The 25103-nt window shown below is 70.6% G+C and carries 23 protein-coding genes; 5 read left to right on the plus strand and 18 right to left on the minus strand.

The window, feature by feature from the left end:
* Window positions 1-50 precede the first annotated feature (50 nt).
* A complete protein-coding gene (locus OG734_RS43080) occupies window positions 51-1097 on the plus strand; it encodes a glycosyltransferase family 2 protein (RefSeq protein WP_330292809.1) in 1047 nt (348 codons plus the stop codon).
* An 89-nt stretch (window positions 1098-1186) separates the two neighbouring features.
* Here OG734_RS43080 and OG734_RS43085 read toward each other — a convergent pair whose 3' ends face one another.
* A complete protein-coding gene (locus tag OG734_RS43085) occupies window positions 1187-1858 on the minus strand; it encodes a hypothetical protein (RefSeq protein ID WP_330292810.1) in 672 nt (223 codons plus the stop codon).
* 125 nt (window positions 1859-1983) lie between these two features.
* Here OG734_RS43085 and OG734_RS43090 point away from each other — a divergent pair, with 125 nt between their 5' ends.
* Window positions 1984-4035: an O-antigen ligase family protein gene (locus tag OG734_RS43090; protein WP_330292811.1), complete on the plus strand. Its 2052-nt coding sequence runs from the start codon at window positions 1984-1986 to the stop codon at window positions 4033-4035.
* Window positions 4032-4931 (plus strand): glycosyltransferase family 2 protein, encoded by a 900-nt coding sequence (locus tag OG734_RS43095; RefSeq protein WP_330292812.1) that lies wholly within the window; start codon window positions 4032-4034, stop codon window positions 4929-4931. The genes OG734_RS43090 and OG734_RS43095 overlap by 4 nt, the downstream gene beginning before the upstream one ends.
* A gap of 120 nt (window positions 4932-5051) precedes the next feature.
* Here the strand turns inward: OG734_RS43095 and OG734_RS43100 are convergent, their stop codons facing one another.
* The 11 genes from OG734_RS43100 to OG734_RS43150 all read right to left on the minus strand — a co-directional run bounded on the left by OG734_RS43100 (window position 5052) and on the right by OG734_RS43150 (window position 16382).
* Window positions 5052-6035, minus strand: a complete 984-nt coding sequence (locus OG734_RS43100; protein WP_330292813.1) for a class I SAM-dependent methyltransferase — start codon at window positions 6033-6035, stop codon at window positions 5052-5054.
* Complete coding sequence (locus tag OG734_RS43105; protein WP_330292814.1) at window positions 6029-6706, minus strand: class I SAM-dependent methyltransferase; 678 nt, start codon at window positions 6704-6706, stop codon at window positions 6029-6031. Before OG734_RS43105 ends, OG734_RS43100 begins: the two co-directional genes overlap by 7 nt.
* 71 nt (window positions 6707-6777) lie before the next feature.
* Window positions 6778-7575 carry a glycosyltransferase family 2 protein gene (locus tag OG734_RS43110; RefSeq protein ID WP_330292815.1) on the minus strand — a complete coding sequence of 266 codons (798 nt, stop codon included), beginning with the start codon at window positions 7573-7575 and terminating at the stop codon, window positions 6778-6780.
* The gene (locus OG734_RS43115; protein WP_330292816.1) at window positions 7572-8714 is read right to left on the minus strand and encodes a hypothetical protein; all 1143 of its coding nucleotides are present in this window, start codon (window positions 8712-8714) and stop codon (window positions 7572-7574) included. The genes OG734_RS43110 and OG734_RS43115 overlap by 4 nt, the downstream gene beginning before the upstream one ends.
* A 5-nt stretch (window positions 8715-8719) precedes the next feature.
* Window positions 8720-10273 carry a lipopolysaccharide biosynthesis protein gene (locus OG734_RS43120; protein ID WP_330292817.1) on the minus strand — a complete coding sequence of 518 codons (1554 nt, stop codon included), beginning with the start codon at window positions 10271-10273 and terminating at the stop codon, window positions 8720-8722.
* On the minus strand, window positions 10236-11120 hold the full coding sequence (locus OG734_RS43125) for a chain length determinant protein (protein ID WP_330292818.1): 885 nt from the start codon (window positions 11118-11120) through the stop codon (window positions 10236-10238). The genes OG734_RS43120 and OG734_RS43125 overlap by 38 nt, the downstream gene beginning before the upstream one ends.
* 60 nt (window positions 11121-11180) lie before the next feature.
* Entirely contained in the window at window positions 11181-12314 is a 1134-nt protein-coding gene (gene wecB / locus OG734_RS43130; RefSeq protein ID WP_330292819.1) for a non-hydrolyzing UDP-N-acetylglucosamine 2-epimerase, read from the minus strand.
* A gap of 3 nt (window positions 12315-12317) precedes the next feature.
* Window positions 12318-13577 (minus strand): nucleotide sugar dehydrogenase, encoded by a 1260-nt coding sequence (locus OG734_RS43135; RefSeq protein ID WP_330292820.1) that lies wholly within the window; start codon window positions 13575-13577, stop codon window positions 12318-12320.
* Window positions 13577-14347, minus strand: a complete 771-nt coding sequence (locus OG734_RS43140) for a WecB/TagA/CpsF family glycosyltransferase (protein ID WP_330292821.1) — start codon at window positions 14345-14347, stop codon at window positions 13577-13579. The genes OG734_RS43135 and OG734_RS43140 overlap by 1 nt, the downstream gene beginning before the upstream one ends.
* Window positions 14344-15504 (minus strand): hypothetical protein, encoded by a 1161-nt coding sequence (locus tag OG734_RS43145; RefSeq protein WP_330292822.1) that lies wholly within the window; start codon window positions 15502-15504, stop codon window positions 14344-14346. Before OG734_RS43145 ends, OG734_RS43140 begins: the two co-directional genes overlap by 4 nt.
* Window positions 15505-15782: 278 nt before the next feature.
* On the minus strand, window positions 15783-16382 hold the full coding sequence (locus OG734_RS43150) for an acyltransferase (RefSeq protein ID WP_330292823.1): 600 nt from the start codon (window positions 16380-16382) through the stop codon (window positions 15783-15785).
* Window positions 16383-16694: 312 nt separating this feature from the next.
* Between OG734_RS43150 and OG734_RS43155 the strand changes: the two genes are divergently transcribed.
* Window positions 16695-17801 carry an NAD(P)/FAD-dependent oxidoreductase gene (locus OG734_RS43155; protein WP_330292824.1) on the plus strand — a complete coding sequence of 369 codons (1107 nt, stop codon included), beginning with the start codon at window positions 16695-16697 and terminating at the stop codon, window positions 17799-17801.
* 189 nt (window positions 17802-17990) lie between these two features.
* The gene (locus OG734_RS43160; RefSeq protein WP_330292825.1) at window positions 17991-19391 is read left to right on the plus strand and encodes a cytochrome P450; all 1401 of its coding nucleotides are present in this window, start codon (window positions 17991-17993) and stop codon (window positions 19389-19391) included.
* Window positions 19392-19894: 503 nt separating this feature from the next.
* On the opposite strand, the gene OG734_RS43165 is transcribed toward OG734_RS43160, so the two are convergent.
* From OG734_RS43165 to OG734_RS43190, 6 genes are read right to left on the minus strand one after another with little or no spacing between them, the layout of a single operon-like run.
* Window positions 19895-20776, minus strand: a complete 882-nt coding sequence (locus OG734_RS43165) for an SDR family oxidoreductase (RefSeq protein ID WP_330292826.1) — start codon at window positions 20774-20776, stop codon at window positions 19895-19897.
* Window positions 20773-20985 (minus strand): hypothetical protein, encoded by a 213-nt coding sequence (locus OG734_RS43170; RefSeq protein ID WP_330292827.1) that lies wholly within the window; start codon window positions 20983-20985, stop codon window positions 20773-20775. Before OG734_RS43170 ends, OG734_RS43165 begins: the two co-directional genes overlap by 4 nt.
* Entirely contained in the window at window positions 20982-22028 is a 1047-nt protein-coding gene (locus OG734_RS43175; RefSeq protein ID WP_330292828.1) for an acyl-CoA dehydrogenase, read from the minus strand. The genes OG734_RS43170 and OG734_RS43175 overlap by 4 nt, the downstream gene beginning before the upstream one ends.
* Before the next feature lie 9 nt (window positions 22029-22037).
* Window positions 22038-23174 (minus strand): acyl-CoA dehydrogenase family protein, encoded by a 1137-nt coding sequence (locus tag OG734_RS43180; protein ID WP_330292829.1) that lies wholly within the window; start codon window positions 23172-23174, stop codon window positions 22038-22040.
* A gap of 3 nt (window positions 23175-23177) precedes the next feature.
* Window positions 23178-23942, minus strand: a complete 765-nt coding sequence (locus OG734_RS43185; protein ID WP_330292830.1) for an enoyl-CoA hydratase family protein — start codon at window positions 23940-23942, stop codon at window positions 23178-23180.
* 47 nt (window positions 23943-23989) lie between these two features.
* On the minus strand, window positions 23990-25081 hold the full coding sequence (locus tag OG734_RS43190; protein WP_330292831.1) for an NAD(P)H-dependent flavin oxidoreductase: 1092 nt from the start codon (window positions 25079-25081) through the stop codon (window positions 23990-23992).
* Between the last annotated feature and the right edge of the window lie 22 nt (window positions 25082-25103).

Here is a 25103-nt window from a genome sequence, read left to right on the forward strand (position 1 = left end):
CCTCCCGCACCCTCGCGGGAGGCCACCGTCGGGGATTGGTTTTCCCATCGATGAGTAGCGTCAGTGTTGTCATCCCCTGCTACATGTACGGCCATTTCCTCGCCGACTGCGTGAGCAGCGTCCTGGACGAGCAGGACGGCGTTGACGTCCGGGTACTCATCATCGACGACGCCTCACCCGACGACTCGGCGGAGACCGCGCTCAAGCTGGCAGCCGCCGACTCGCGCATCCAGGTCCGGGTCCACGAAACCAACAAGGGCCACATCGCCACCTACAACGAGGGCCTCCTCGAGTGGGCCGACGGCGACTACGTCGCACTCCTCTCCGCCGACGACCGACTGGTCCCCGGCGCACTGGTGCGCGCCGCCGCGCTGCTGGACGCCCATCCGGAGGCAGGGTTCGCCTACGGCCGCCCGCTGCGCTTCCAGCATGGTGGCCCGCTGCCCAAGGCCCGTACGAGCGGTACCGGTTCGGTCGTCTATCCCGGGCACTGGTGGCTGGAGCGCCGGTTCCGCGAAGGCACCGGCTGCATCACCTCGCCCGAAGTCGTCGTCCGCACCAGCCTGCAGCGCGAGGTGGGCGGCTACGACCCCGAACTTCCGCACGCCGGCGACATCGAGATGTGGATGCGGCTCGCCGCCCGCGCCGACGTCGGCTACGTACGCGGGGCCGACCAGGCCTTCTACCGCGTCCACGGCAACAACATGTCCACCACCGACTTCGGCGGCCAGCTCGACGACCTCCGCCAGCGCCTCGTCGCCTACGACTCCGTCCTCGGCAAATGCTCCGACCTGCTGCCGCAAGCCGACCGACTGGCCGGCGCGGTGCACACCCGCCTGGCCCGCTTCGCGCTGCGGCGCGCCTATCGCGCGTACGACCGGGGGCGCACCGACGTCGTCCCGGTCGACGAACTCGTGGCCTTCGCGGGGGAGTGCCTGCCGGGCTACGAGGCGCTGCCCGAGTACCGGGCGCTGCGGCTCCGGCAGCGGATCGGAGCGAAGGCGATGCCGTATCTGCAGCCGCTGGTGTGGTCGGCCGTGGCCGAACGCGGGCGGGAGTGGCTGTGGTGGGAGTCGTGGAAGCGCCGCGGCATCTGATGGCCATGCTCAACCCGATGACCGCGACCGGCCGGTGGAGCCCACGCGGCGGAGCCGCGCATGTGGCGGCCTCGCCCCCGCTACGGGGCTCAGCCGGCCACCGGAATCCCGCCGGAGTGGTGACGCGGGTCCGGCGAGGTGCCCTTCCTGTTCCTGCGGCGCAGCGCGTACTGGTCGAACCACAGCGCGCTCAGAAGCGCGGCGGTCGCGCCCAGCAGAGCCGTACCGGCCACCGCCCGGCTCTTGTTGCCCTGCACCTGGGCGGCGCTCGGGGCGACCAGGACGGAGGCGTTGATCCGCGCCCCCGCCGAGACCCCCTGTGCCTCCTGGAGGCCGGACACATGCCGGGAGTAGACATCGATGATCCGGCGGACCGCCGTGTCGGCCTCGACCGGGCCGGCCGCCCGCGCCTGAACCTGCAACGAGGGAATCAGATAGGCGGGCGTCGCGCTGGTGCCGCTGTTGCGCGGGATCAGCTGGTACCTGCCATGGACGCCGACGGAGTTCAACTCCTTGCGCCCGGCGGGCGACGCGAGCTGCTGGATGACCCCGTACGAGAGGGTGGCGAGCGGCGGTTGGAGATTCGTCAGCTGGTTCGGCTGGTTCCCCGTGACCGGCGGCTTGAGGACGACCACCGCCGAACTCAGGTACTGCGGAGCGGGGCGGATCACCGGATAGGCGCCGACGGCCGTCAGCAGGAGCGCGAGCACGAGCACGTACCAGCGGCGGAGCAGCGCTTCGGCGACGTCACGGGGCGACACAGGGATTCCTTCCGTCGGCACCGATCCTCGCAGGCGCGGGGGCGGATCGCCACCAGATCACGAGGCCTATGCTGGGCCAGAGCCCGGACGTCCGGTCACGCGGCACCGGGCCGGGGGGAGAATTCATGAGCCTGGGCGACATCTGGGCGATCATGTGCAGGCGTTGGTACTTCATGGTGCCCCTCACCCTGCTCAGCCTTTTCGCGGGCGGGTATCTGTACCGGACCATCCCGGTGTCCTACGAGTCGCAGAGCTCCGTCACACTGCTCGACTCCACGGCCGTTGCCGATCTGGCGCCGACCTTCGGCAACCCCATCTCGAACGCGGGCGGTTCGCTGGTCGTCACGGCGGACGTGCTGATCAGGACGCTCCAGTCGAGCGACTCGGCCAAGGAACTGCACTCCCGCGGCGTCACGGACCGCTACACGGCCGGTTTCGCGCCGGAGGCCGACAGCCCGTTGCTCACCCTGAGCGTCACCGGAACCGACCGGGCGAAGGTGCTGCGGGAAACCACCACCCTCACCAAGTTCACCGGGGAGCAGCTGAAGGCTCTGCAGGCCGCCTCCAAGGTGCCGGCGAAGTACTCCGTGCAGGCCACGCCGGTCGTGCTGCCGCAGATACCGGTCTCGCAGTCGAAGGCCCGCTACCAGAACATCGCGTCGGTCCTCATCGTCGGGATCGTCAGCGCGTTCCTGCTGTCCATCCTGGCCGAAGGTGTCGCGGTGGTCCGCCGCCGGGGACGCGCCCAGGCCACATACGTTTCCCGGCGCCATCGCGCCCTGCCCCTCGAACGGGAGCCCAGGGGCCTGCTGGTGCGGAGGCTGGACGCCACGACGATCCTCACCGGCTATCTGGTGCTGGCCTTCTTCGTCCCGTCGAACCTCACCCTGCCCGCGCTGGGCGGCGTCGGTACCCCGGCCAACGTCTTCGCCCTGCTGGGACTTCTCTGGTACCTCGCGACCTGGCTCGGCGGCCGCATCCGTCCCGCCGAGCGCACCAGGCTGCCACGCGTGGCGATGTGCGTGCTCGCCGTGGCGGTGCTCCTGTCGTACCTCGCGGACGCGACCCGGGACAGCTCGCACGAGGAGGTCCTCGGCGCCGACCGGGGGCTCATCGGACTCGGGGTGTGGGTGGCGCTGGTGGTGCTGGCGTCGGCCGGCATCCAGGAGCGCAGCCGCCTGGAGACCCTGATGCGCCGGCTCGTCGTACTGGGCACGGTGGTTGCCCTGATCGGCTACTACGACTTCTTCGCGGCGACCAACATCGCCGACTCCATCCACATCCCCGGCCTGCAGTCGAGCACCGCCGGGATCAGCGCCATGGACCGCGGCTCGTTCACCCGGCCGCGCTCCACCACGGCCCACCCGTTGGAGTTCGGGGGGATGCTGGCCATCCTGGTCCCCTTCGCCGTCCACCAGGCGTTCGATCCGGTACGCCGTCACGCCGGCGCGCTGCGCCGCTGGGGGCCGGTGGCGATCATGGCGGGTGCGCTTCCGCTGACGGTGTCCAGGACGTCCATCATCGGCGCCGCCATCGTGATCCTGGTGATGGTGCCCCGCTGGAAGCCGCAGCGCCGCTGGGCCGCGCTCGGGATCATCCTGGGTTCGGTGGCCGGCTTCAAGGTGATCATTCCCGGGCTGATCGGCACCATCACCAACCTGTTCGCCACCTTTCTGGCAGGCTCCGACAGCAGCACCCAGGCACGCACCGTGAAGTACAGCGCGATCGTCCCCTATCTCAACGAACACCCCTGGTTCGGAAGGGGATTCGGCACCTTCACCCCCGACCTGTACTTCTTCACGGACAACCAGTACATGCTGACCCTGGCCGAGATGGGGTTCGTGGGGCTCGTCGCGCTGCTCGCCCTGTTCGTCACCGGGATACACACCGGCGGCGCCGTCCGACGGCTCGCCCGCACCGACTCGGACCGGGAACTCGGACAGGCGTTCCTCGCCTCGGCGCTGGTCGCCCTGGTCATCAGCGCCACCTTCGACGCCCTCAGCTTCCCCATGTACGCCGGGATGTTCTTCCTGACCCTGGGCGCCGGCGGCAGCTACCTCGGCTTCATCCGCCGGGAGGCCGCCGAAGCCGAGGCCGCGGCCTCAACAGCTGGAGCGGTCCCCGCTCCCCGCGAGGCATCCGAAGCCAAGCTCCCCCAACTCGTGGAGTCCCGATGAGCCCCGTCGCCGTCATCGTCGTCACCTGGAACAGCGCCTCGGTACTCCCCGGCTTCCTCGCCGCGCTCCCCGACGGCATGGCCGGCCTCGACTGGCGGCTGGTCGTCGCCGACAACGACTCCGCCGACGACACCGTAGAGGTTCTCCGGACGCTGGCCCCCGACGCCACGGTCGTCCAGACCGGCCGCAACGCCGGGTACGCGGCCGGGGTCAACGCGGCGCTGGGGGCGGCCGGTGAGTACGGGACCGCTCTCATCTGCAACCCCGACATCAGGATGCGGGAGGGCTGCGCCAAGCGCCTCGTCGACAGTCTCGGCGAGGGTGTCGGGATCGCCGTACCCCTCCTGTACGAGGAAGGCAGGGACACGCCCCACCACTCGCTGCGCCGCGAGTCGAGTGTGCCCCGGGCGCTCGGCGAGGCCCTCATAGGAAACACCCGGGCCGGACGCTTCCCACTCCTGAGCGAGCTCGTCACCGACCCCGCCGCGTATCAGCGGCCCACACGCGCGGACTGGGCGACCGGCGCGCTCATGGCCATCTCGGGGGACTGCCTGGCCGCCTGCGGCCTGTGGGACGAGTCCTTCTTCCTCTACTCGGAGGAGACCGAGTACTGCCTGCGCGCGCGGGACCGTGGATACGCCACCCAGCTGGAACCGACAGCCGAGGCCGTACACCTGGGAGGCGACTCCCAGGTGTCGCCCCGCCTCTGGACCCTCCTCACCCTCAACCGCGTCCGCCTGTACGGCAAGCGCCACGGCGCCCTTGCCACGGCCGCTTTCCGTACGGCTGTCCTCCTCCGGGAGACCTCCCGCGCGGCGCTCGGCCGCCCGGCCGCCCGCTCGGCGGCAGCCGCGCTGGCAAGACCGGGCGCCCTGCGCAAAACACCGGGCCCGTGAAGCGCCCCTAAAGGGGCGCGGGGCTGTATCTATATGCGGCCCCGCCGCGTGGGCGCGACCAGCCACGACGCAGCCGCAACAGGCCGACAACACCTCGCGGCACTCCCCTTAGCCCAGTACTTAGCCAGTACTCCGAGGCCGACACACCATGGCAACGAAATCGTGCCCCACATCAGAAAGCACCGCGTCCTCCGCGGCAAAGCACCGTTCCAGCAGAGCCAATGTCTGAGGCTCCTGGTCACGGAAGTTGTGCGCGATCCCCGAGAACGCGATGTGCAGCACCGTACCCCCGTACGGCCGTTCCTCGACGACGTCGAAACCGCGCCGCAGGCCCGGCAGCAGCGCCGCCGCGTCGACCGCCTCCGAGGGGTCGTCCAGCACCATCGACAGCCTGCTCGGCCGCACGACACGGCGCTTGATCCGGCCGTCCGCCAGGCGCCGCCGCTCCTCGGGGAGCTGGGCCAGCAGATCGTTCGCCGCCTCCAGCTGGCCGTCGGTCCACTGGAACCGGGTGGGGCCGACGAACTCGTCGACCACGAACGTCCCGCCGGGCTCGATCAGTTGAGAGAGACGCGGCAGGGTCTCGTCGAGGTTGTCGAAATGGTGCAGCGACTGCAGGCCAAGGAGCACGTCGAAGCGTTCCCCGTCGCTGGTCATCCGGTTGACGTCACTGACCCGGAAGCGCAGGACGTCGGCGAGGCCGTGCTCGGCGGCGGCGCGGGTGGCGAAGTCGATCCGCTGCTGCGCCACGTCCACGCCCTCCAGGAGACCGAACGCGCCGGTCTTCGCCCAGAGCAGCTCGTTTCCGCCGGTGCCGCACCCGAGCGACAGGCCGCGCAGATCGGTGCGCGGCGCGAAGTGCTCAGCGGCCACGTACTCGGGAAAAGACGTGTCGGCGTCGCCGGTCATCAGCAGGTTCCACCGCTTCACGACCGCCGGTATCGCCCACCACTCGGTTAACGACGGATCGACCTGGGACCAGTGCTGGACCACCCGGGCTCCGCCGCGCACCCGAAGCTTTGCCAGCACCGGGTCGAGTTCCAGCCGTCGTACCTTGCGTAACAGCCGGTCCGCGTCATGTCTGTTGATGAGGTTGTTCAGCATACGGGCTCCGTTCTGACGGCTATGAGTGACTTCGGGGCACCGAGCACCCGCTCGCTGAGCAGCACCGAACCGGGGAACAGGTAGCGCATCTCGGTGCGGGTCAGCAGCTCGATGTTGATCACCGCGTCCATCGCCGACTCCGGGCTGTCGGGGCGACTGTGGACGAGCGGCCAGCGCCGTACCAGACGGGCCCTGGCGGCCAGCGGCAGGAACTGGAAGCCGGGCGCCACGAAGTGGGGCTCGACGGGGAAGTAGCGGTACGGCGTCTGGATCCAGTGCAGCGGGGCCAGGGACTGGACGGCCGAGACGAACTTACGGCGCTGGCTGTGGCCGCCCACGTGCTCGATCGTCGAGTTGGAGAACACCAGGTCGTAGCCGCCGGTGGCGCTCAGTTCGGCGGCGACCGCCTCATCCGTGACGTCGGCGACCTCCGCGGTGATCCAGTCGGGCAGTTCGGCGGGATGTTCCGCCAGATTGATCAGGTGGACGTGCTTGGCGCGCACCGGTGCGCGCAGCCACATCTCGGCCGTCCCGCCCAGGTCGACGACGCTCATGTTCTCGATGCCGGGGAAGCAGCGCCGGAACCGCTCCCAGCGGGCGATGCGCATGCGTTCGCCCAGTGAGCCGGGCGCGTCGACGAACTTGTTCCTGAGGGCGCGGGAGCGGGCCATGGGATCAACCACCTGTGGTCGGAACGAGAGGGGAGCAACGGTCGGCGGAGCAGGGCGGATTCATCCGGCTGTCACCACTGGGTGTAGAAGCTGGCAGGGTTCATCAGGTATCGGACGGTGGGGTGCGGCACATGGAGCACCCGGTGATTGCGGCCGTACCGGCGGATCAGCTCCCAGTCCTCACGGGGCATCACCTCCGGTGTCCGGCGCAGCCGGCTGAAGTGCAGTGAGCGATTACGGCGGGCGACAAAGGCGTTGGTGTCCAGGAAGGACTCGCGGGCGGCCCTGCGCCGGTCGAAGGGCACCGACAGGACGTCGCGTTCGCTTCCGTCGGGCAGGACGCGACGCAGTGCCGTGTAGACGCCGTCGGGCCCGGCGGGGGACTCCAGGACCGCCAACGTCCGTTCCAGATGGTCGGGTTCCCACAGGTTGTCGTCGTCCAGGAACGCCACGTACCGCGAGCGGCTGAGGCGGATGCCCACGTTGCGCACGACGCCAGCGACACCGGTGTTGCGTGCCAGTGAAACGGCGAACAGCCTTGGATCATCCGGGAGTTCGGGCAGTCCGGCGCCGTCGTCGACCACGATGACGACCTGGTCGCGAACGGTCTGGTCCAGAGCCGAGCGCACCGCGGCACGCAGCGCCTCGGGACGCCGGTGGGTGGCGATGACCGTGGCGACCAGCGCCGAGGGCGGCGACGGGAGGCCAGCGGCCAGCCGTCGGGTCTCGGCGTCCTCGATCCGGCGCAGCCGCACCGCGGTAGGGGCCAGCAGGATCTTGTTCCTGACCTCGAAGAGCACCAGCCAGCCGAACAACGCCTTGAGCAGTGTCCAGGGCGCCCGTGCGACCCGGCGCAGGACGCCGCTCACGACGACGGCTCCGGCTGGATCAGCCGGCCGTCGGACATCCGGTTGTTGCTCCATACGTTTCCGGCGCCGCCCGCGTTCCAGTGGGCGACCACGCCGTAGCCGCCGGAGGCGGGGTGGTACTCCGTCGAGAAGATGTTATCGGTGACCTTGATCCCGGTGGCGCCGGTGTCACCGCCGTACAGGGCGTACGCGCCGCCGGCTATCCAGTTGTCGTCCACGGTGACGTTGCGGACCACCCCGGTGTCCGCGAACAGACCGATGCTGCCCGAGGCACCCTGCTTGAGGCTGGTCGGGTTCAGCAGGGTGTTGTGGCGGATGATCAGGTGCCCGGTGTTGCCGCCGCCGCTGATCACCGTGTTGGTGTGCTGCCACTCGCCGCCCAGGTTGATGAACGGAACGATGTCGTGCACGTAGTTGTCGTGCAGGTTTCCCTGCCCCATGGACAGGGCGTCGCCGAACACCGAGACGTCGCACCAGCCGACCTCGATGGAGCTGCCGCCCATGTTCGACACCGCGTAGTCCACGCCGCCGTTGTCCGGCCCCTTGCCCGGCACGGCGGTGATGGTGGAGTGCAGGACCTTCAGGCCGCTGTATCCGGGGCGCAGGTTGATGCCCCACCAGCTGTCCGAGGTGATCTTGGTGTCGATGACGGTGACGTTGTTCGCATAGATGTCGAGCGAACCGGTGATGTCCCAGCCCCGGATGACGAGCCCGTTGGTACGGATCGCCCAGTACCCGGTCTTGTGGGGCTTGAGGGCGATTCGCGGACCCGTCGTGTCGGCGTCGGGGAAGCCGCAGTCGCCGGGAGAGGCGCACTTGGCCCTGGCCGCCGGGCCGGCGGACGCACTGCTGGTGCCTGCCGGCGCGGTCGGCTTCCCGGTCGGGGTGGGCTTCTTCGTTGCGGTGGGCTTCTGTGTCGGGGACGGCGAGGCGGAGGGACTGCCTGTCGCCTCCTCGACCGTGGCCGACGGAGTGGCGCTCGGTGACGGCGAGGACCTGCTCGTACGGCAGGTCGGCCCGTCGTCCGAGCAGCCCTGCGACGCGGACCGGTCCGATCCCGAGCAGGCCACGCCCAGAACCGCCAGCAGGGCCGCGAGCAGCAGTCCCGCGAGGGAGTTGCGGCTGATGCGCCGTGACATCAGGTTCACCTCATGTCCTTTTGGGTGGGCCGGACCGGTGTGGAAGACCGGTGCCGGCCGCGGTGGGGCCGGTCGCCGCCGCCGACGCCGCGCAGGAAGTCGCGGCTGGGCAGTACGCACAGCGTGTAGCCGGCCAGGGCGATCGTGCTGATGGCGAGGAGGGCGAGCCGGCCGTCGCCGAGCAGGCTCTGCAGGCCGAGGATGATCGCGGCCATCACGGCGCCGCCGAGGAAGGGCCACGCGCAGGCCGTGGCGATCCGGCCGACGCCGATGCCGCCACGGCTGAGGGCGACCAGGAACACCGGCACCACCAGGACGCCGGCGACCACGACATGGGCCTGAGAGACTCCGACGATGCCGTTCGTGCGGGCGGCGACGAGGAGCACCGGGACCAGGGCCGCCAGCCACAGGCCCTGCACCAGGAAGAGCGACCGGCGCTGTCCGATCGCGACGAGGCAGTCGTACGCGAGTTCACTGCCGATGCGGATCAGGCCGAGAACCATCAGCCAGGGCAGTGCCGCGGCGGCGGGACCCCATCGGTCCCCGTAGATCAGCTGGATGGCCGGTTCCGCGAGGCAGGCCAGCAGGACGCACAGCGGGACGGTGCCGGTGATCACCACACCCAGGGCACGGCTGAAGCCCTGGGCGAGCGCCTGCGGCGAGTCGGCCAGGCGGGAGAAGCCGGCGAAGGAGACCCGGCGCGCGGCCTCGGAGATGATCCGCACGGGCCAGCCGGACATGTTGAAGGCGAGGACATAGAAGCCCAGCGCCACGTTGCCCAGCGTCGCGCCCACCACCATGGTGTCGACGTTGACCACCGCGAGGGCCAGCATGCTCGCCCCAGCCAGCGGAAGACCGAACCTGAGCAGGGCTCGGGCCTGATCGGGGTCCCAGCCGAACTTCAGGGTGCCCGGTGCCGCCAGCGAGCAGCCGATCAGCGTCACGACGTTCCCCGCCACGGCTCCCCAGGCGAAGCTCATCGCGCCCCAGCCCTCGAAGGCCAGCAGCAGCGTCACCGAGGTGCTGACCACGAAGTTGAGCGCGTCGACGATCATCCGCTTGCCCTGGGCGAACTCCCGGGTGAGGAAGCCGGCGGGCACCTGGGCCACCCCGTCGATCACCACGCACAGGCACATCACCCGCAGCACGTTCGCCGCGTCCGGCGACCCGAGCAGTCCCGCCACCGTCGGCGCCGCCGCGAACAGCGCCACGTACAGCAGGCCGCTGGAGATGGCACTGAGGGTCAGTACGGTCGGTGCGAACCGCCGTGCGTCGCCCTCCCAGCGCACGATGGCCAGGCCCACGCCCAGCTCGTTCGCGGACAGCAGGACCAGCAGCACGGTCTGGGCGATGCCGTAGACGCCCCACTCCGCCGGGCCGAGCGCGAAGCGCGCCAGCAGGATGCCGGTCGCGAAGTTGCCCAGCCGCATGACGACCGTGTTGATCAGGCTCCAGCGGGCCGCCGAACGGACCTTCCCGCCCAGTGAGGGGGCAGCGGGCGGAGCGGGGGTGTCGCTGGGCTCAGCGGTCTCGCTGTCCGGTGTGCGAACGCTGTCCATGAGTCGACTCCTCGTCGAGCGGCTCGGCGGCGGGTGCCACGACCGTGGCGGCCCGCCCCGCTCTCGGCTCCGTGGCAGGCCTGTTCCCGGCGGACCGCGCCCAGGCGGGCGGGGTGCGCAGAGCGATCGTCTGTTCCGCGACCGACTCCTCGGCCGACGGCCGGGCAGCGGTGACGCGGGAGTCGGCCTCCGGCGCCGGCTCGGCGGCCTCGACCGGCTGCGCGGGTTCCTCCGGGTTCGCCGCCGGGCGCGTTCGGCGGCGCGCCTCCACGTAGAAGACGGCGACCAGGCTCACCACCAGGCCCAGGCCGCCTGCCATGATCATGTACTCGAGCCGGGTCTTGGTCTGTGCCACCGGCGGCTGCGGGGACACGATGCTCGTCATCTGGATCATGGCGTTCGGGGCGACCGACTGCTGTTCCTGGAACTTCTCCAGCCGGTCCTTGGCGTATGTGGTCAGAAGTCGGTCCGAGGCCAGCACGGCTGTTCTGTCGGTGCCGGTGACCGTGAGCCACATGAGCGGCCCCTGGGCGTTGTCGGCGAGCTTGGCCTCGAACGTACCGGTGGCACCACGGGACTTGAGCTCCCGGATGGAGTCGTCGGAGTTGAGGTTGCGGGCCAGGCTGTCGGCCATGCCGGTGAGCGAGGTCTGCGTGCTGAGGAAGGGGTTGCCGTCGTAGGCGACGGTGGCCTTCGGGGAGTTCAGCAGAAGCACCGTGCTCTGCGACTGGTACGTGACCGGAACCATTAGCACCACGGCGACCATCAGGCCGGCGGTCAGCAGCAGTCCGGGCAGCAGGACATACCAGCGCCTGCGCGTGACCCGGAAGATCTCAGCGAGATCCATGGTGGTCCCCCCTTGTGGCCAATGCGGCCAAATGTTCTACGAGCACGTGTTTCAAGCGGATCATATGGGGAATGTGCCGCCCGTGGTTCCCGGCTGGTCGGTCGGTCTCTGCCGGGTGCTCGCGGTGCCCCCCTCCAGCAGCACATCGGCGATGCGGTCGCTCGCTCGCCCGTCCCACAGTTCGGGCCTGCGCGGCGCGGGCGGAGCGTCCAGCACCCCGTTCACGGTGGATACGATCCGCGCCGGATCCCGGCCCGCCAGCACGTTGGTGCCCTGCTCGACGGTGATGGGCCGCTCGGTGTTGTCCCGCAGGGTCACACACGGCACGCCCAGCGCGGTGGTCTCCTCCTGGATGCCGCCGGAGTCGGTCAGCACGACGCGGGCGGAGTCCTGCAGGGCGATGAAGTCCAGGTAACCGGCGGGCGGTACGAGCCGGATGCCGCCCGGCACCCCGATCGCGGCCAGCCGCTCGGCAGCCCGCGGATGCACGGGCAGCACCAGCGGGAGGCGGCCGGCGATCTCGCCCAGGGCCTTCAGCAGCCCGGTGAGGACCTCGGGGTCGTCCACGTTCGCCGGCCGGTGCAGGGTGACGAGGCCGTACTCGCCCTTGGTCAGGCCGTATTCGTCCAGGACAGCCGAGGCCCTGGCCCGCTCCAGGTTGGCCAGCAACGTGTCGATCATGACGTTGCCGACCAGGTGGATCTGGTCGTCCCGGTACCCCTCCGCGCGCAGGTTCTCCACGGCGTCGGGGGAGGGGGCCAGCAGATAGTCGCTCACCCGGTCGGTGGCGACGCGGTTGACCTCCTCCGGCATGCTCCAGTCGCGGCTGCGCAGGCCCGCCTCGACATGGGCCAGCAGCGGGCCGGCCTTCGCCGTCACCAGGGCGCAGGCCAGGGTGGAGTTGATGTCGCCGACCACGACGACGATGTCCGGCGACACCTCGCCGATGAGCGGTTCGAACGCGGTCATCACGCGTCCGGTCTGCTCGGCGTGGCTGCCGGAACCGACCCCGAGGAAGCGGTCGGGCGGACGGATGCCGAGATCGGCGAAGAACACGTCGTTCATGGCCGGGTCGTAGTGCTGGCCGGTGTGGACGAGGATCACCTCGGCGCCCCGGCGTTCCAGGGCGTCCATCACCGGTTTGATCTTCATGTAGTTGGGTCGGGCCCCGGCGACACAGACGATTCGCGGCATGGTTCAGAGCACCTCGATGGTGGGTCCCGCCGACAGCCGGCGGCGGCAGTCGAGGACGAAGGGGGCGTGTTCGGCCACGAGTTCGTAGTCGAAGCTGTCGTGGTCGGTGAGCAGGACCACCACATCGGCGGCCGCGAGCTCCTCCGGGGTCGGCTCGACCCGTACCAGCCGGCTGTCCACCGGCAGACTCTCGACCACGTGCGGGTCCGCGGCCCTGACCTGGGCCCCCATGTCGAGCAGGAGCTGCGAGATGCGCAGGGCGGGCGACTCGCGGGCGTCGCTGGTGTTCTTCTTGTACGCCAGACCGAGCAGCAGGATGCGCGAGCCGTTCACGGAACGACGTCTCTCGTTGAACAGGTCGCTGATGCGGCGCGCCACGTACTCGGGCATGTGGTTGTTGATGTCGTTGGCCAGCTCCACGAAGCGGAAACTCTGGCCGAGTTCGCGCTGCACCCGCCAGGACAGGTACGAGGGGTCGATCGGCAGGCAGTGGCCGCCGACGCCCGGTCCGGGCGTGAACTTCATGAACCCGAAGGGCTTGGTGGAGGCTGCGTCGATGGCCTGCCAGACGTCGATGTCCAGGTGGTGGGCGAACATCGCGATCTCGTTGACCAGCGCGATGTTCACATGCCGGAAGGTGTTCTCAAGGAGCTTGGCGAGCTCCGCCTCCTTCGGCGAGCTCACCGGCACGGTGGTGTCGACGAGCTGCGCGTAGAAGTCCTGAACGGCCTTGAGCGAGGCCTCGTTGACCCCGGACACGACCTTCGGGGTCTCCTTGAAGCCCCAGACGGCGTTTCCGGGGTCGATCCGCTCCGGGCTGTACCCGAGGTGGAAGTCGGCGCCCGCGCTGAGGCCCGAGCCGTCCTCCAGGATCGGGGCGAACAACTCCTGGGTGGTGCCGGGATACGTCGTCGACTCCAGGATGACAGTGGCCCCGGGGCGCAGATACCGGGCGAGGGTGACCGCCGACTCCTTGATGTACCGGAGGTCCGGAGTGCCCTCGTGCAGCGGCGTCGGCACGGTCACCACGGCGATGTCGAAACCGCCGCAGTCACGGGCCGATTCACTCGGGCGGTACGAGCCGTTGTCCAGTGCCGCGCGGATCCGCTCGGAGGAGACGTCCTCGACGAAGGACTCACCGGCGGCAAGGGTCTTGACCCGCCGTGAGTCGACGTCGTAGCCGATCACCTCGTGTCCGACCTCGGCGGCGCGGATGGCCAGCGGCAGGCCGACGTATCCCTGTCCGACCACGATGACGCGCATCAGTGACTCCTGTTGGCGGAAGCGGGTGACGGGGTGAGCCGGATGAGCTCCCGCGCCGTCATGAGGAGGAAGGCGGCATTGGTGGTGAGGTAGCGCCGGCCGAGGCGGCGCGGCTCCTGCATTGCGCGGTAGAGCCACTCGACGCCCCACCGCTGCCAGAACTCGGGGGCCCGCTTGGTGACCCCGGCCAGGATGTCGAAGGAACCGCCGACTCCGTGCACGACGCGGGCACCGGTGCGTTCGCCGTAGGCGGCGGTGAAGATCTCCTTCTTCGGCGAGGTCATGCCAAGGAACAGCATCTGGGCGCCGCTGTCGGCGATCGCGCCGGCGATGGCTTCCTGCTGCGAGTCGTCGAAGTAGCCGTTGCGGCTGCCGGCCACCTTCAGGCCGGGGAAGCGGTCGGCCACCCGGCGCTCCATCTCCTCCAGCACTTCTTTCTTGGCGCCGAGGAAGTACACGGACATGCCCGCCGTCTCGGCCTCGGCCAGCAGCCGCATGAACAGGTCGATACCGGCCACCCGTTCCGGCAGCGGGGCGCGCAGCACCCGGGAGGCCCAGACCACGGCCTGTCCGTCGGCGACGACGAGATCACAGCCGGACACGGCGTCGGCGAGCCGCTGGTCGCGCCGCATGTTCACCAGCTTCGCGGCGTTGACCACCCCGATCTCCAACTGTCTGCCGTCCCGGACCGCTTCGAGGCAGCGCTCGACGGTCTCGTCCATGGTCAGCGGGTCCAGTTCGACCCCGAACAGAGTCCGGCGCTCACTCATATTCGTCCCCCTTGCCAGGCGTGGAGCATCCAGCCGAATTCGTACGGCCGGCATTCGCGGTCGACGGACAGGGGGCGGTACACCCGGTCCAGGGACTTCAGCCGGAGGTTCGGAGCGACTCGGGTGCCGAGTCCTCGGGCGGCGCGTACGGCCTTCTTCGGGTCGCCCCGGAAGACCTTGCGCCAGGTGACGCCGAGCTCGTCGAGGATCATCGACTCCTCGTTGCCGGCGGCCAGTTCGGGTACGTCCGTCATCCAGCGCAGGCCCTTGCGGATCGATGCGCCGAAGTCGGTGCCGCCGGCGTCGGCCAGATCGAACAGGGCGGTCGGCGCCATGGCGTGCTGGTGGACGCTGTAGACCGGGTAGCCCTCGATGACACCGCCGGTGCGCGCGTCGTAGTGCCACCACCACTGACCGCCGTCGCCCTGCAGCTCACAGATGCGGGCCGCGCACGCCTCGGAGGCGGCCAGCGCCTCGGGGTCTCCGTCGCCGCTGGCGTGTGCGAGGGCCAGGGCCTGGAGCGGGTACGTCTGGTCGGCGAAGCAGCTCACGTGCGACCGGTACCAGGGCACCAGACCGGGCCCGGTGGCGTGCGGGAACAGCGGGCCGTCGCCGATCCGGGCCCGCAGAAGGCGGTCGCGAGCAGCGGAGAAACGTCTCTCCACGTCGACCGCGTGGCGAGCGGCAGCGAGGGCGGAGAGCACCCACGCCGCCTCGACGGTGTACTGCGGCCTGCCGTCCTCGTCGAGGGCTTCGACCCGCGCGAGGGCGTCGGACAGCTTGGGGTGGTCGGTCTCCGCGGCGGCCCAGGCGATGAGCGCCGCGTCACCGAGGTTGGTCACCGCGGGCAGCGACTCGACCAGCAGACCCGTGAACTCCTGGGCCGTATGCCCGCCGAGCACCGCACGCTGGCGGTCCTCAGAGAGGAACCGGGCGCCCAGCACGGTGATCGCCGCGTAGCGGGTGCTGGTGCCGCGCCGCTCCAAGGTCCAGGAACCGTCGGGTGCCTGTCGCCCGGCCATGGTGAAGACGAAGGCTTCGCCACCGGGAAGGAGCATCGACGGAAGCCCCGACTCGGCGACGGCAAGGAGCCGTTGGGCGAGCGCGAGCAGCGACGGTTCCTCACGACCGAGCGCTGCCAGACGTGTGGTGGTCATCGTTTGGGCACACCAACCCCCCTGTGGGTCCTGTGTTTTGAGCAGACTGGTGATCACCGCGGCACAGATGGGCACGCGGCGGAAGACAGACGCCGGACTTCAGGCGTCAGACATCAAGCGTCGAAGCGGTTGTCGCTCCTCGCTCTGGGCACAGGCGTATCCACCCGGTAACCCCCCCTGGGCACTGGTTCGTGTGCTCATTGTGCTTCGTCTGCATAGTTCGCACACATGTTATGCCTGTAGATGTTCGAAGATTTGCGATTTGTGGGATGTGGGACTCATGCGCGCTCGACGAGTTCGCCGTCCTTCTCGTCGTACAGCGCGCCCGTTTCGGGGCACTCCCACACGCCCGACTCGCCTTCCCGCTCGATCAGCCGGACGCCGACCCGGCCGACCCAGCCGATCCGGCGCGCCGGAACACCGGCCACGAGTGCGAAGTCCGGCACGTCCCGGGTCACCACGGCGCCCGCCGCGACGAGCGCCCAGCGACCGACGTGCACCGGCGCCACGCACACCGAACGGGCCCCCAGGGACGCCCCCTCGGCCACCACCACCGCCACGGCCTCCCAGTCGCCACCGCGCTTGAGCCGGCCCTCCGGGTCGACCGACCGGGGGAAGTGGTCGTTGGTGAAAACCGCCGCCGGGCCGACGAACACCCCGTCACCGAGCACCGCGGGTTCGTAGACCAGCGCGTAGTTCTGGAGCTTCACGTTGTCGCCGATCCGTACGCCCGGGCCGACATACGCTCCCCGGCCGACGATGCACCCGCTGCCCAGCCGGGCGTCCTCTCGTATCTGGGCCAGATCCCAGACCGTCGTCCCGTCACCGATCGTGGCCGTTTCGTCGACCTGGGCGGTCGGCTGGATCCTGAAGCTCACCTGGTTGAACCTTTCTGCTCACCGGGGCAACAACAGCGCCTTCACGGGATCACCATACTTATGCCGGATCGGCACTTATGCCGGATCGGCCGGTGACGGTGACCAGTACCCGGTCGCGGGCGGCCTGGCGTTCGGCCCTGGCGGGGAGTGGTTTCCGGCCCGGCGCCGGTGTCAGTGTCGTCGTTTCACAGAATGCGCACCGAAGTTCATCAGCTATTTAAGTTTCAAGCGCTACGCTCGGCGGCAGTCGAGTGGCCGAAGGCGCCCACACGCCCCGGTGCTCGCTCCCCCCACAGGCACAGGAGACTCGGTGTGCATGACGGCGACGTAGTGGTGATCGGCGGCGGCTATGCCGGCGTGCGGCTGGCGAAACGACTGGACGAGACGGCGCGTGTCACGCTGGTGGATCGCAAGGAGGTCTTCTTCCACCGTATTGCCTCCCTGCGCGCCGGCGTGCACCCGGAGTGGACGGTCACTCCGTTCATTCCGTACGACCGGCTGATGCGCAACGGCCGGGTGGTCGTGGGCAAGGCGGTCCGCGTCGACACCGCCGAGCGGCAGGTGGTGCTGGCCTCGGGCGAGATCCTCCCGTACGACGTGGTCGTGATCGCCACCGGCGCCGACTACCCGGAACCGGCCCGGTTCACCGGCACCACCGTGGAGGAGGCGGCCCAGTCGTTCGCCGGGCACCAGCGGAGCATCGCCGCCGCGGAACATGTCCTCGTCGTCGGCGGCGGGCCCTCCGGCGTCGAACTCAGCGCCGAAATCCGCCTGGCCCGGCCGGACGCCCGGGTCACCCTCGCTCACTCCGGGCCGGTGCTGCTCCACGCCACGGGTAGCGAACGGGCCGGGAACAGGGCCCGCACCTGGCTGGAATCGCACGATGTGGAGGTCCGGCTCGACTCCTTCATGTCGCCCGGCAACGACTTCGGCACCTACCGCGACGCACACGGCAACATCATCGACGCCGACCGCTCCTTCTGGGCCACGGGCACCACCCCCAACACGTTCTGGCTGCGCATGGCCGGGCACAGCGACTGGCTCAACGCCGCCGGGCATGTGAAGGTCGACCGGACACTCCGGGTCGAGGGATGGCCGGATGTGTTCGCCGTCGGCGACGTGAACGACGTCAGCGAACTCAAGATCACCCCCGTCGCGCTCGCCCAGGCGGACCTCGCCGTCCACAACATCCGCGCGTACCTCCAGAATCCGGGAAGGCATCGCAAACAGCCTCGTCTCTACCGGCAGATCCACCGCGCCCCGCTCGTCGTGCCGTTCGGGCCCGCCGACGGAGTGACCATGGTGCCCGTGCCCGGCGGCGAGACCGCGGTCCTCGGTGGCCGTACCGCCACCCTGGCCAAGGCCAAGACCCTCATGACCCCCTACATGAGGCGTCAGCTCGGATACACGGCGGCCTGAGCCCCCCGTGCGTGGAGGCTGTGTGGAGACCTCGCGGGGGTCATGTGGAAGGCGTCTGCGGTAGGTTCGCAACTATCGGTCGCGCCCCCGTTGTTACTACGCCGTACCCCCTGCGGTAGGGTCCCCACCGTTTCCAACTACCGGCTGAACGTAGGCCGGTACGGGGAGTGTTGGAGGGGCGGCGCGAAGATGAATTCCCAGTGGGGCGACGGCGGATCCGTGGACCTGGACGGCACACGGCTGGAGGAGATGTCACCTGAACCGTTGCTGACCAGGGACTACGAGACGCGCCCCTCGCTCGTGTACGAACGGCTGAGACAGCAGCACGGCCCGGTCGCACCGGTCGACCTGCTGGGCGTACCGGCCTGGCTGGTCCTCGGCTACCAGGAGTCGCTCCAGGTCCTCCAGGACGACGACGGGTGGCCGAAGGGCCTGGAGAAGTGGCGGGCCCGCTCGGAGGGCAGGGTCCCGGCCGACTGGCCGCTCGGACCGTCCCTGGAGGTCAACCATGTGCTGATCCAGGGCGGCCCCGGATACCGGCCGTTGAGGGCCGCGTGGGACGTGGCGCTGAAGCCGTTCCAGGATCCGGGCCACCCCCAGGCGCGACGGCTGAAGAGGGCTGTCACCGCCTATGCCGACGAACTGATCACGTTGATGGGCCAGGGCGGCGGCACGGGCCTGGCGGATCTGTCCGCCCAGTTCTCCCGGCCCCTGCCGCTGATGGTGGCCAGTAGCCTGCTCGGCTTCCCCGGTTCACAGGGCGATGACGCGCTGATGGACATGTGGCGGGTACTGGACGCGGGTCCGGACGCGGAGCCGGCCCTGGAGCGGCTGCTGGCGACGCTGGCCGAACTGGCGGCGGTGAAACTGGAAACGCCCGGTGACGACTTCCCCTCGTACCTGATAGCCGCGCACCCCGGACTCTCGCTCGACGAACTGGCCCGCGAACTGTTCATGCTGCTGGGCATGACCTCCGACCACGTCGGCATCCTCGTGTCCAACACGGTGGTCGAGGTCCTCTCGGGCGAAGGCAGCGTGCGGGCCAGTCTGTCCGCCGGGATGGTGAAGGAGACCATGAACCGGGTGGTCATGCGGAAGCCTCCGCTGGTCAACTTCGTGCCCCGGTTCGCGGCCAAGGACACTGTTCTGGGCAACTACACGATCCGGGAGGGCGACCCGGTGTGGGTCTCCGCCGCCGCTGCGCACGCCGACCCCCTCTTCGCCAAGAACGTGTGCCCGAGCACCACGGTCAGCACCCGGGCACACCTGTCCTGGGGCGCGGGCCCACGCCAGTGCCCGGCGCGCGAACTCGCGTCGACGGTCGCGGCGGTCGGAGTGGGCCGGCTGTTCGAGCGGTTCTCGCACCTGGACCTCGCTCTCCCCGTCGACCAACTCCCGTGGCGCTCCTCGCCGTTCATGCGAGGCCTGCGATCGTTGCCCGTACGGTACGAACTCGCTGCGCTGCCCGAGCAACGGTTGGCGTACGACCCGGCGACACCGTCGGCCGAGACAGGGCTGTCGGACCCGTCGGCGCGGCAGCGCTCTTCGCTGTGGCGCTATCTGACGGGGCTGATCCGCACCGGCCGCTGACATGGCCGCCGCTGCCTCCGGCCGCGCTGTTGGGTGTGCCGAGGATTCGCGCGACCCTGGCTCGGTGGCTCGGTGGCTCGGTGGCTCGGTGGCTCGGTGGGCCGGTGGGCCGGTGGGCCGGTGGGCCGGTGGGCCGGTGGGCCGGTGGGCCGGTGGGCCGGTGGGCCGGTGGGCCGGTGGGCCGGTGGGCCGGTGGGCCGGTGGGCCGGTGGGCCGGTGGGCCGGTGGGCCGGTGGGCCGGTGGGCCGGTGGGCCGGTGGGCCGGTGGGCCGGTGGGCCGGTGGGCCGGTGGGCCGGTGGGCCGGTGGGCCGGTGGGCCGGTGGTTCGGCCACCCGGCCACCAGCGGTCGACCGCGTCGGGGCGCCGCGCCGGTTCGGGTCTGCTGGGCACTGAAGGAAAGGCCGGGCCGAACTCTCCGCGCGCACCAGCTCCTTCGCACGCACGCACGCGGACGGACGGCCCGGCGGCCAAGCGCCAGGGCCCGCCCAACTGCAGGCCGCGCTCAGGAGCCGTACACCGGCGCCGGCGAAGGCGCTTCGGCGAGCAGCCCGCGCACCGCCGGACCGATCTCACCGGGGGTCCAGCGGCGGTCACGTACCCGCCGGGGGCCGTGCTGCCAGCCGTCGGCGACGCCGATCGTGCCGCCCTCGGCCTCGAATACGCGTCCGGTGACGTCGCCCGACTCTGCCGAGGCCAGCCACACCACCAGCGGCGAGACGTTGCCGGGGTGCGGCGCGTCGAAGCCGGACCCCGGTGCGCGCATCTGCTCGGCGAACGCCTCGACAGCCTCGGTCATCGGGGTGCGGGCGGAGGGGGCGATCGCGTTCACGGTGACGCCGTACCGGGCCAGTTCGGCGGCGGCGATCACGGTGAGCGCCGCGATGCCCGCCTTCGCGGCGCCGTAGTTGCCCTGGCCGACACTGCCCTGCAGCCCGGCGCCCGAGCTGGTGTTGACGACCCGGGCGTCGACCGGCCGGCCCTGCTTGCTCAACTCCCGCCAGTACGCGGCAGCGTGCCGCAGCGGTGCCGCATGCCCCTTGAGATCGACCTTCAGGACCAAATCCCAGTCCGCCTCGGTCATGGAGACCAGCATCCGGTCGCGATTGATGCCCGCGTTGTTCACCAGCCCGTGCAGCACGCCGAACTCGCCGACGGCCCGCCCGATCAGCCGCTCCGCGTAGCCCCAGTCGCTGACGTCACCCAGGTCGGCGACAGCGATGCCACCGCCTGCCCCGATCTCCTCGGCCACGGCTTTCGCGGTCTCACCGAGGTCGTTGACCACGACCCGGGCCCCCTCGGCGGCGAGCGCGAGGGCGTGTTCGCGTCCCAGGCCCTGGCCCGCTCCGGTGACGACGACGACCCGGTCCTGGCAGATTCCGCTCACGTGCCCGTCCTTTCCCTGGTGATGCCGAGTTCGGCCACGGCCGTGCCGTCGTTTGCGTTGTTCTCCGCGGTCGCCGTTTTCGCGGTGTCGCCCGGGTGGTTGATTTCGGCGTGGGCTTCTTCGGCGGCGAGCGCGAGGGCGTGTTCGCGTCCCGGGCTCTGACCTGCTCCGGTGACGACGATCTCCGGATCCCGGCGGATTCCGCTCACGTGCCCGTCCCTTCGCTGACGATGCCGGACGCCCCGGCGAGCCCCAGGCCGAGCCGCCGCGCGATGAACTCCCGGTGTTCCGCGGGCCCACCCCAGTCCCCGGCCAGGGCCCAGGCCCGCTTGGCGTACAGATGGAGGTCGTACTCGGTGGTGTACCCCATGGCGCCATGGCACTGGATCGCCGTACGGGCCGCCTTCCTGGCCGCCTCGGAGGCGAGCACCTTGGCCATCGATGTCCGTACCGCGGTCTCCGGATCGCCGGCCGCCTGCGCCCAGCCTGCCGCGAGGACCGCCGGCCGGGCGAACCGTACCGCCAACTCCACATCGGCCAAGGCGTGCTTGACCGCCTGGAACGAGCCGACCGGTACGCCGAACTGATGCCGCTCCCGGACATGGGCCACGGTCAGTTCGAGCATCCGTTCACCGAGCCCGACCAGCAGGGCAGCCGTGGCCAGCACCCCGCGCCGGTAGGCGACGGCCAGTTCGGCGGGTCCTTCGGCCAGCAACAGCCCACCGCCCGCCGGAGCGTGGACCCGGGCCAGCCGCCGGGAGCCGTCCACCGAGTCGACCGGCTCGGTCTCCACTTCGTCGCGACTGTACAGGCGCAGCTCATCGCCACGCGGTACGGCGATCAGGTCGGCGCGTGCGGCGAAGGGTACCGGGGCATCGGGGGCGAGGGACACCGTGAGCAGCGCCGATCCCCTTAGTACGGATGGGAGTTGAGGCGCGCCCGCGGCGGCGAGCAGGGGGGCGCCGACTGCCACGGTCTCGGCGGCGGGTACCGGTAGGCCGCTGCGTCCGAAGGCTTCCATCAGGGGCGCAAGCGCGTTCTCGTCGAGGCCCAGGCCGACGCCGTCGGCGTTCTCGGGGACCAGGGCGCCCGTGACTCCGACCCCGGCCAGCGTGCGCCACACGGCGTCGACGCCCTCGGTGCGGCCACCCGGCCACCCGGCCCGGATCTGTTCGGCGCCGGCCTGCTTGGTCAGCACCTCACCGGCGGCCTCGGCGAGAGCGGCGTCGTGTTCGGCTACGGCGAAGCGCATCGCGTCCGGTCACCTCCTCGGCAGGCCGAGCAGCCGCTCGGCGACGATGTTGCGCTGGATCTCGTTGGTCCCGGCGTAGATGGGGCCCGCCAGCGAGAAGAGGAAGCCGCGGCTCCAGGACCCGTCGACCTCGGCCTCGGGCCCGAGCAGTTCGGCGGCCGTCTCGTGCAGGGCGATGTCGAGCTGGGACCAGAACAGCTTGTTCAGGCTGGATTCGGCACCTACCTGCCGTCCCTCGACGATCGACGTGACCTGTTCCAGGGTGAACAACTCGTAGGCCTGGGCCTCGATCCACGACTGCACGACTCGGTCCCGGTCCCGACGCGCCCCCGGCCCCTTCGCCCGTGCCAGGTCGAGCAGCCGGTCGGCGGTGTGCAGGAAGCGGCCGGGGGAGCGCAGGGTCAGCCCGCGCTCGGACCCGGTGGTCGCCATCGCCACCCGCCAGCCCTCCCCGACCCCGCCGAGCACATCGCCGTCGGACACGAGGACGTCGTCGAGGAACACCTCGGCGAACCCCTCGTCACCGTCGAGGCGTTCGAAACCGCGGACCGTGACACCGGGCGCGTCCAGCGGAACGAGGAAATAGGTGAGACCGCGATGCCGCTCCGCCTCCGGGTCCGTACGGAAGAGACCGAACAGGTGTGTGCAGAAGGCGCCCCGGGTCGTCCACGTCTTCTGACCGGTCAGCCGCCAGCCACCGGCCCCCTCGTCGCGGACCGCACGACTGCGGATGCCGGCGAGGTCGCTGCCCGCGCCGGGCTCGGACCAGCCCTGCGCCCACAGGTCCTGGGCGGCGGCCATCCTCGGCAGGATGCGCCGCTGCTGTTCCTGCGTACCGAACGCGAAGACGGTCGGGGCCAGCAGGAAGATGCCGTTCTGGGTGACCCGGGCGGGCGCCCCGGCCCGGTGGTACTCGTCCTCGAAGACCAGCCACTGCCACAGCGACGCGTCCCGGCCGCCGTACGCCTCGGGCCAGGACACGACCGACCAGCGGGCCTCGAACAGGGCGCGCTCCCACTCCAGATGGGCGGCGAACCCCTCGCGGGTGTCACCGGACGGCAGCGGGTTCGCCGGCACGTTCGCCGCCAGCCACTCTCGCGCCTCCTGCCGGAACGCCTCCTCCTCGGGACTCCAGGTGAGATCCATGCGTCACCCCTCCCCGTCCGCACGGCTGTCGAAGGTGTCCCGGACCTCGGCGGCGACGCCCGACAGGTTGACCTCGAAGGTGAAGCCCTGCTCGTAGCGGTAACTGCGCTTGACGTCCCACAGGTCGATGCCGTTGAAGGCCTCCTTGGCGGCGCGGATCACCACCGGGTTCTTCCCGGCGATGTCGGCGGCGACCTCCAGGGCCCGGTCCCGCAGCCGGTCGGCGGGGACGACGTCGAGCACCGACCCGAAGGCGTGCAGCTCGGCGGCGGACGCGTTGGCGCAGGTGTACATCATCGCCCTGGCCCTGTGCTGCGGGACGAGGCGGGACAGGTGCGTCGCGGCGCCCAGCGCGCCCCGGTCCACCTCGGGCAGCCCGAAGTAGGCGTCCTCGGCCGCGACGATCACGTCCGAGTTGCCGACCAGACCGATCCCGCCGCCCAGACAGAAGCCGTGGACCGCGGTGACGACCGGCACCGCACAGTCGTAGACCGCGGCGAACGCGGCGAAGCAGCCCCGGTTCACGCCGATGACCGCGGCGTGGCCGGTGTCGGCCTGCAACTCCTTGACGTCCACGCCGGCGTTGAAACCGCGGCCCTCGGCACGCAGCAGCACCACCCGTACGTCCGGGTCGCGGCCGAGCTGTTCGACCGTCTCCGCCAGCTGGTACCAGCCCGCCACCGGCAGGGCGTTGACCGGCGGACAGTCGACGACGACCTCGGCGATGCCGCGCTCGTCGACGGTGGCCTTGATGATGTCAGTGCCCATGGGCTCTCCTGTGTCGGGTGGCCGGGTCGAGGGGCCGCCGATCGTGGTCACCGTTTCGCTCCGGCGGTGGTCAGACGGGTGAGGACGGTGTCGGCCTCCGCGACGATGCGTTCGACGAGTTCGGCGCAGCTGGGCAGGTCGTCGAGGACGCCCGCGACCTGGCCGGAGGCGAGGGTGCCCAGGTCCGTCCGGCCGTCGACCATGGCGGCGCGCAGCATCATCGGGGTGTTCGCCGCCATCACGACCTGGGACCAGCCCAGTTCATGGCTGCGGCGCATGGCGAGGCCCTCGCGGACCAGGTCGGACCACGAGGTGCCGGAGACCTTCCGGAACGCGACGGCGTGGCGCAGCGAACGGACCAGGCGCGCGGGCGCCCGTTCCCTCAGCAGCCGTTCCACCGCTTCGGTGCGCAGTACGCGCTGGGGGATGCCGTCGAGGACCGGGGTGACGACGGTGTCGGCGACGCCCCGCTTGAGGTACTCGGCCTTGACCGAGTCGGGCACGGTGCTGTCGCTGGTCAGCAGGAACCGCGTGCCCATCGCGATGCCCACGGCGCCCTGGGCGAGCGCGGCGACCAGCCCCCGCCCGTCGCGGAACCCGCCGGCCGCGATGACCGGGATGTCGACGGCGTCCACGACCTGCGGGAGCAGGATCGATATGGGTACACCCCCGGTGTGGCCGCCGCCCTCACTGCCCTGCACGACGACCGCGTCCACTCCCCACGCCTGGACCTTCTCGGCGTGGCGACGGGCGCCGATGGACGGGATGACGACCAGTCCGGAGTCCTTCAGTTGGCGGATGACGCGCTCGTGGGGCGCGAGTGCGAAGGACGCGATCTGCACGCCCTCGCGCACGAGGAGGGCGCCGCGCTCCAGGACGTCGGGTGAGTCGCCGCGCATGTTCACGCCGAACGGCGCGTCGGTACGTTCCCGGACGGCACGGATGGCGTCGCGCGTCTCGTCGAGGGAGAGCGTCGCACTGGCGAGGATGCCGAGCCCACCGGCCGCCGCGGTGGCAGCCGTCAGTTCGGCGCCCGACACATACCCCATGCCGGTCTGCACGATCGGGTAGCGGACGCCGACCAGATCGCACAGCGCGGTGTGCAGGGCGGGATGGACGGGGGCGATGGGGGCGCTCATGCCGAATCTCCTTCTCGCGCCG

It is taken from the genome of Streptomyces sp. NBC_00576 (assembly GCF_036345175.1).
Lineage (GTDB): Bacteria > Actinomycetota > Actinomycetes > Streptomycetales > Streptomycetaceae > Streptomyces.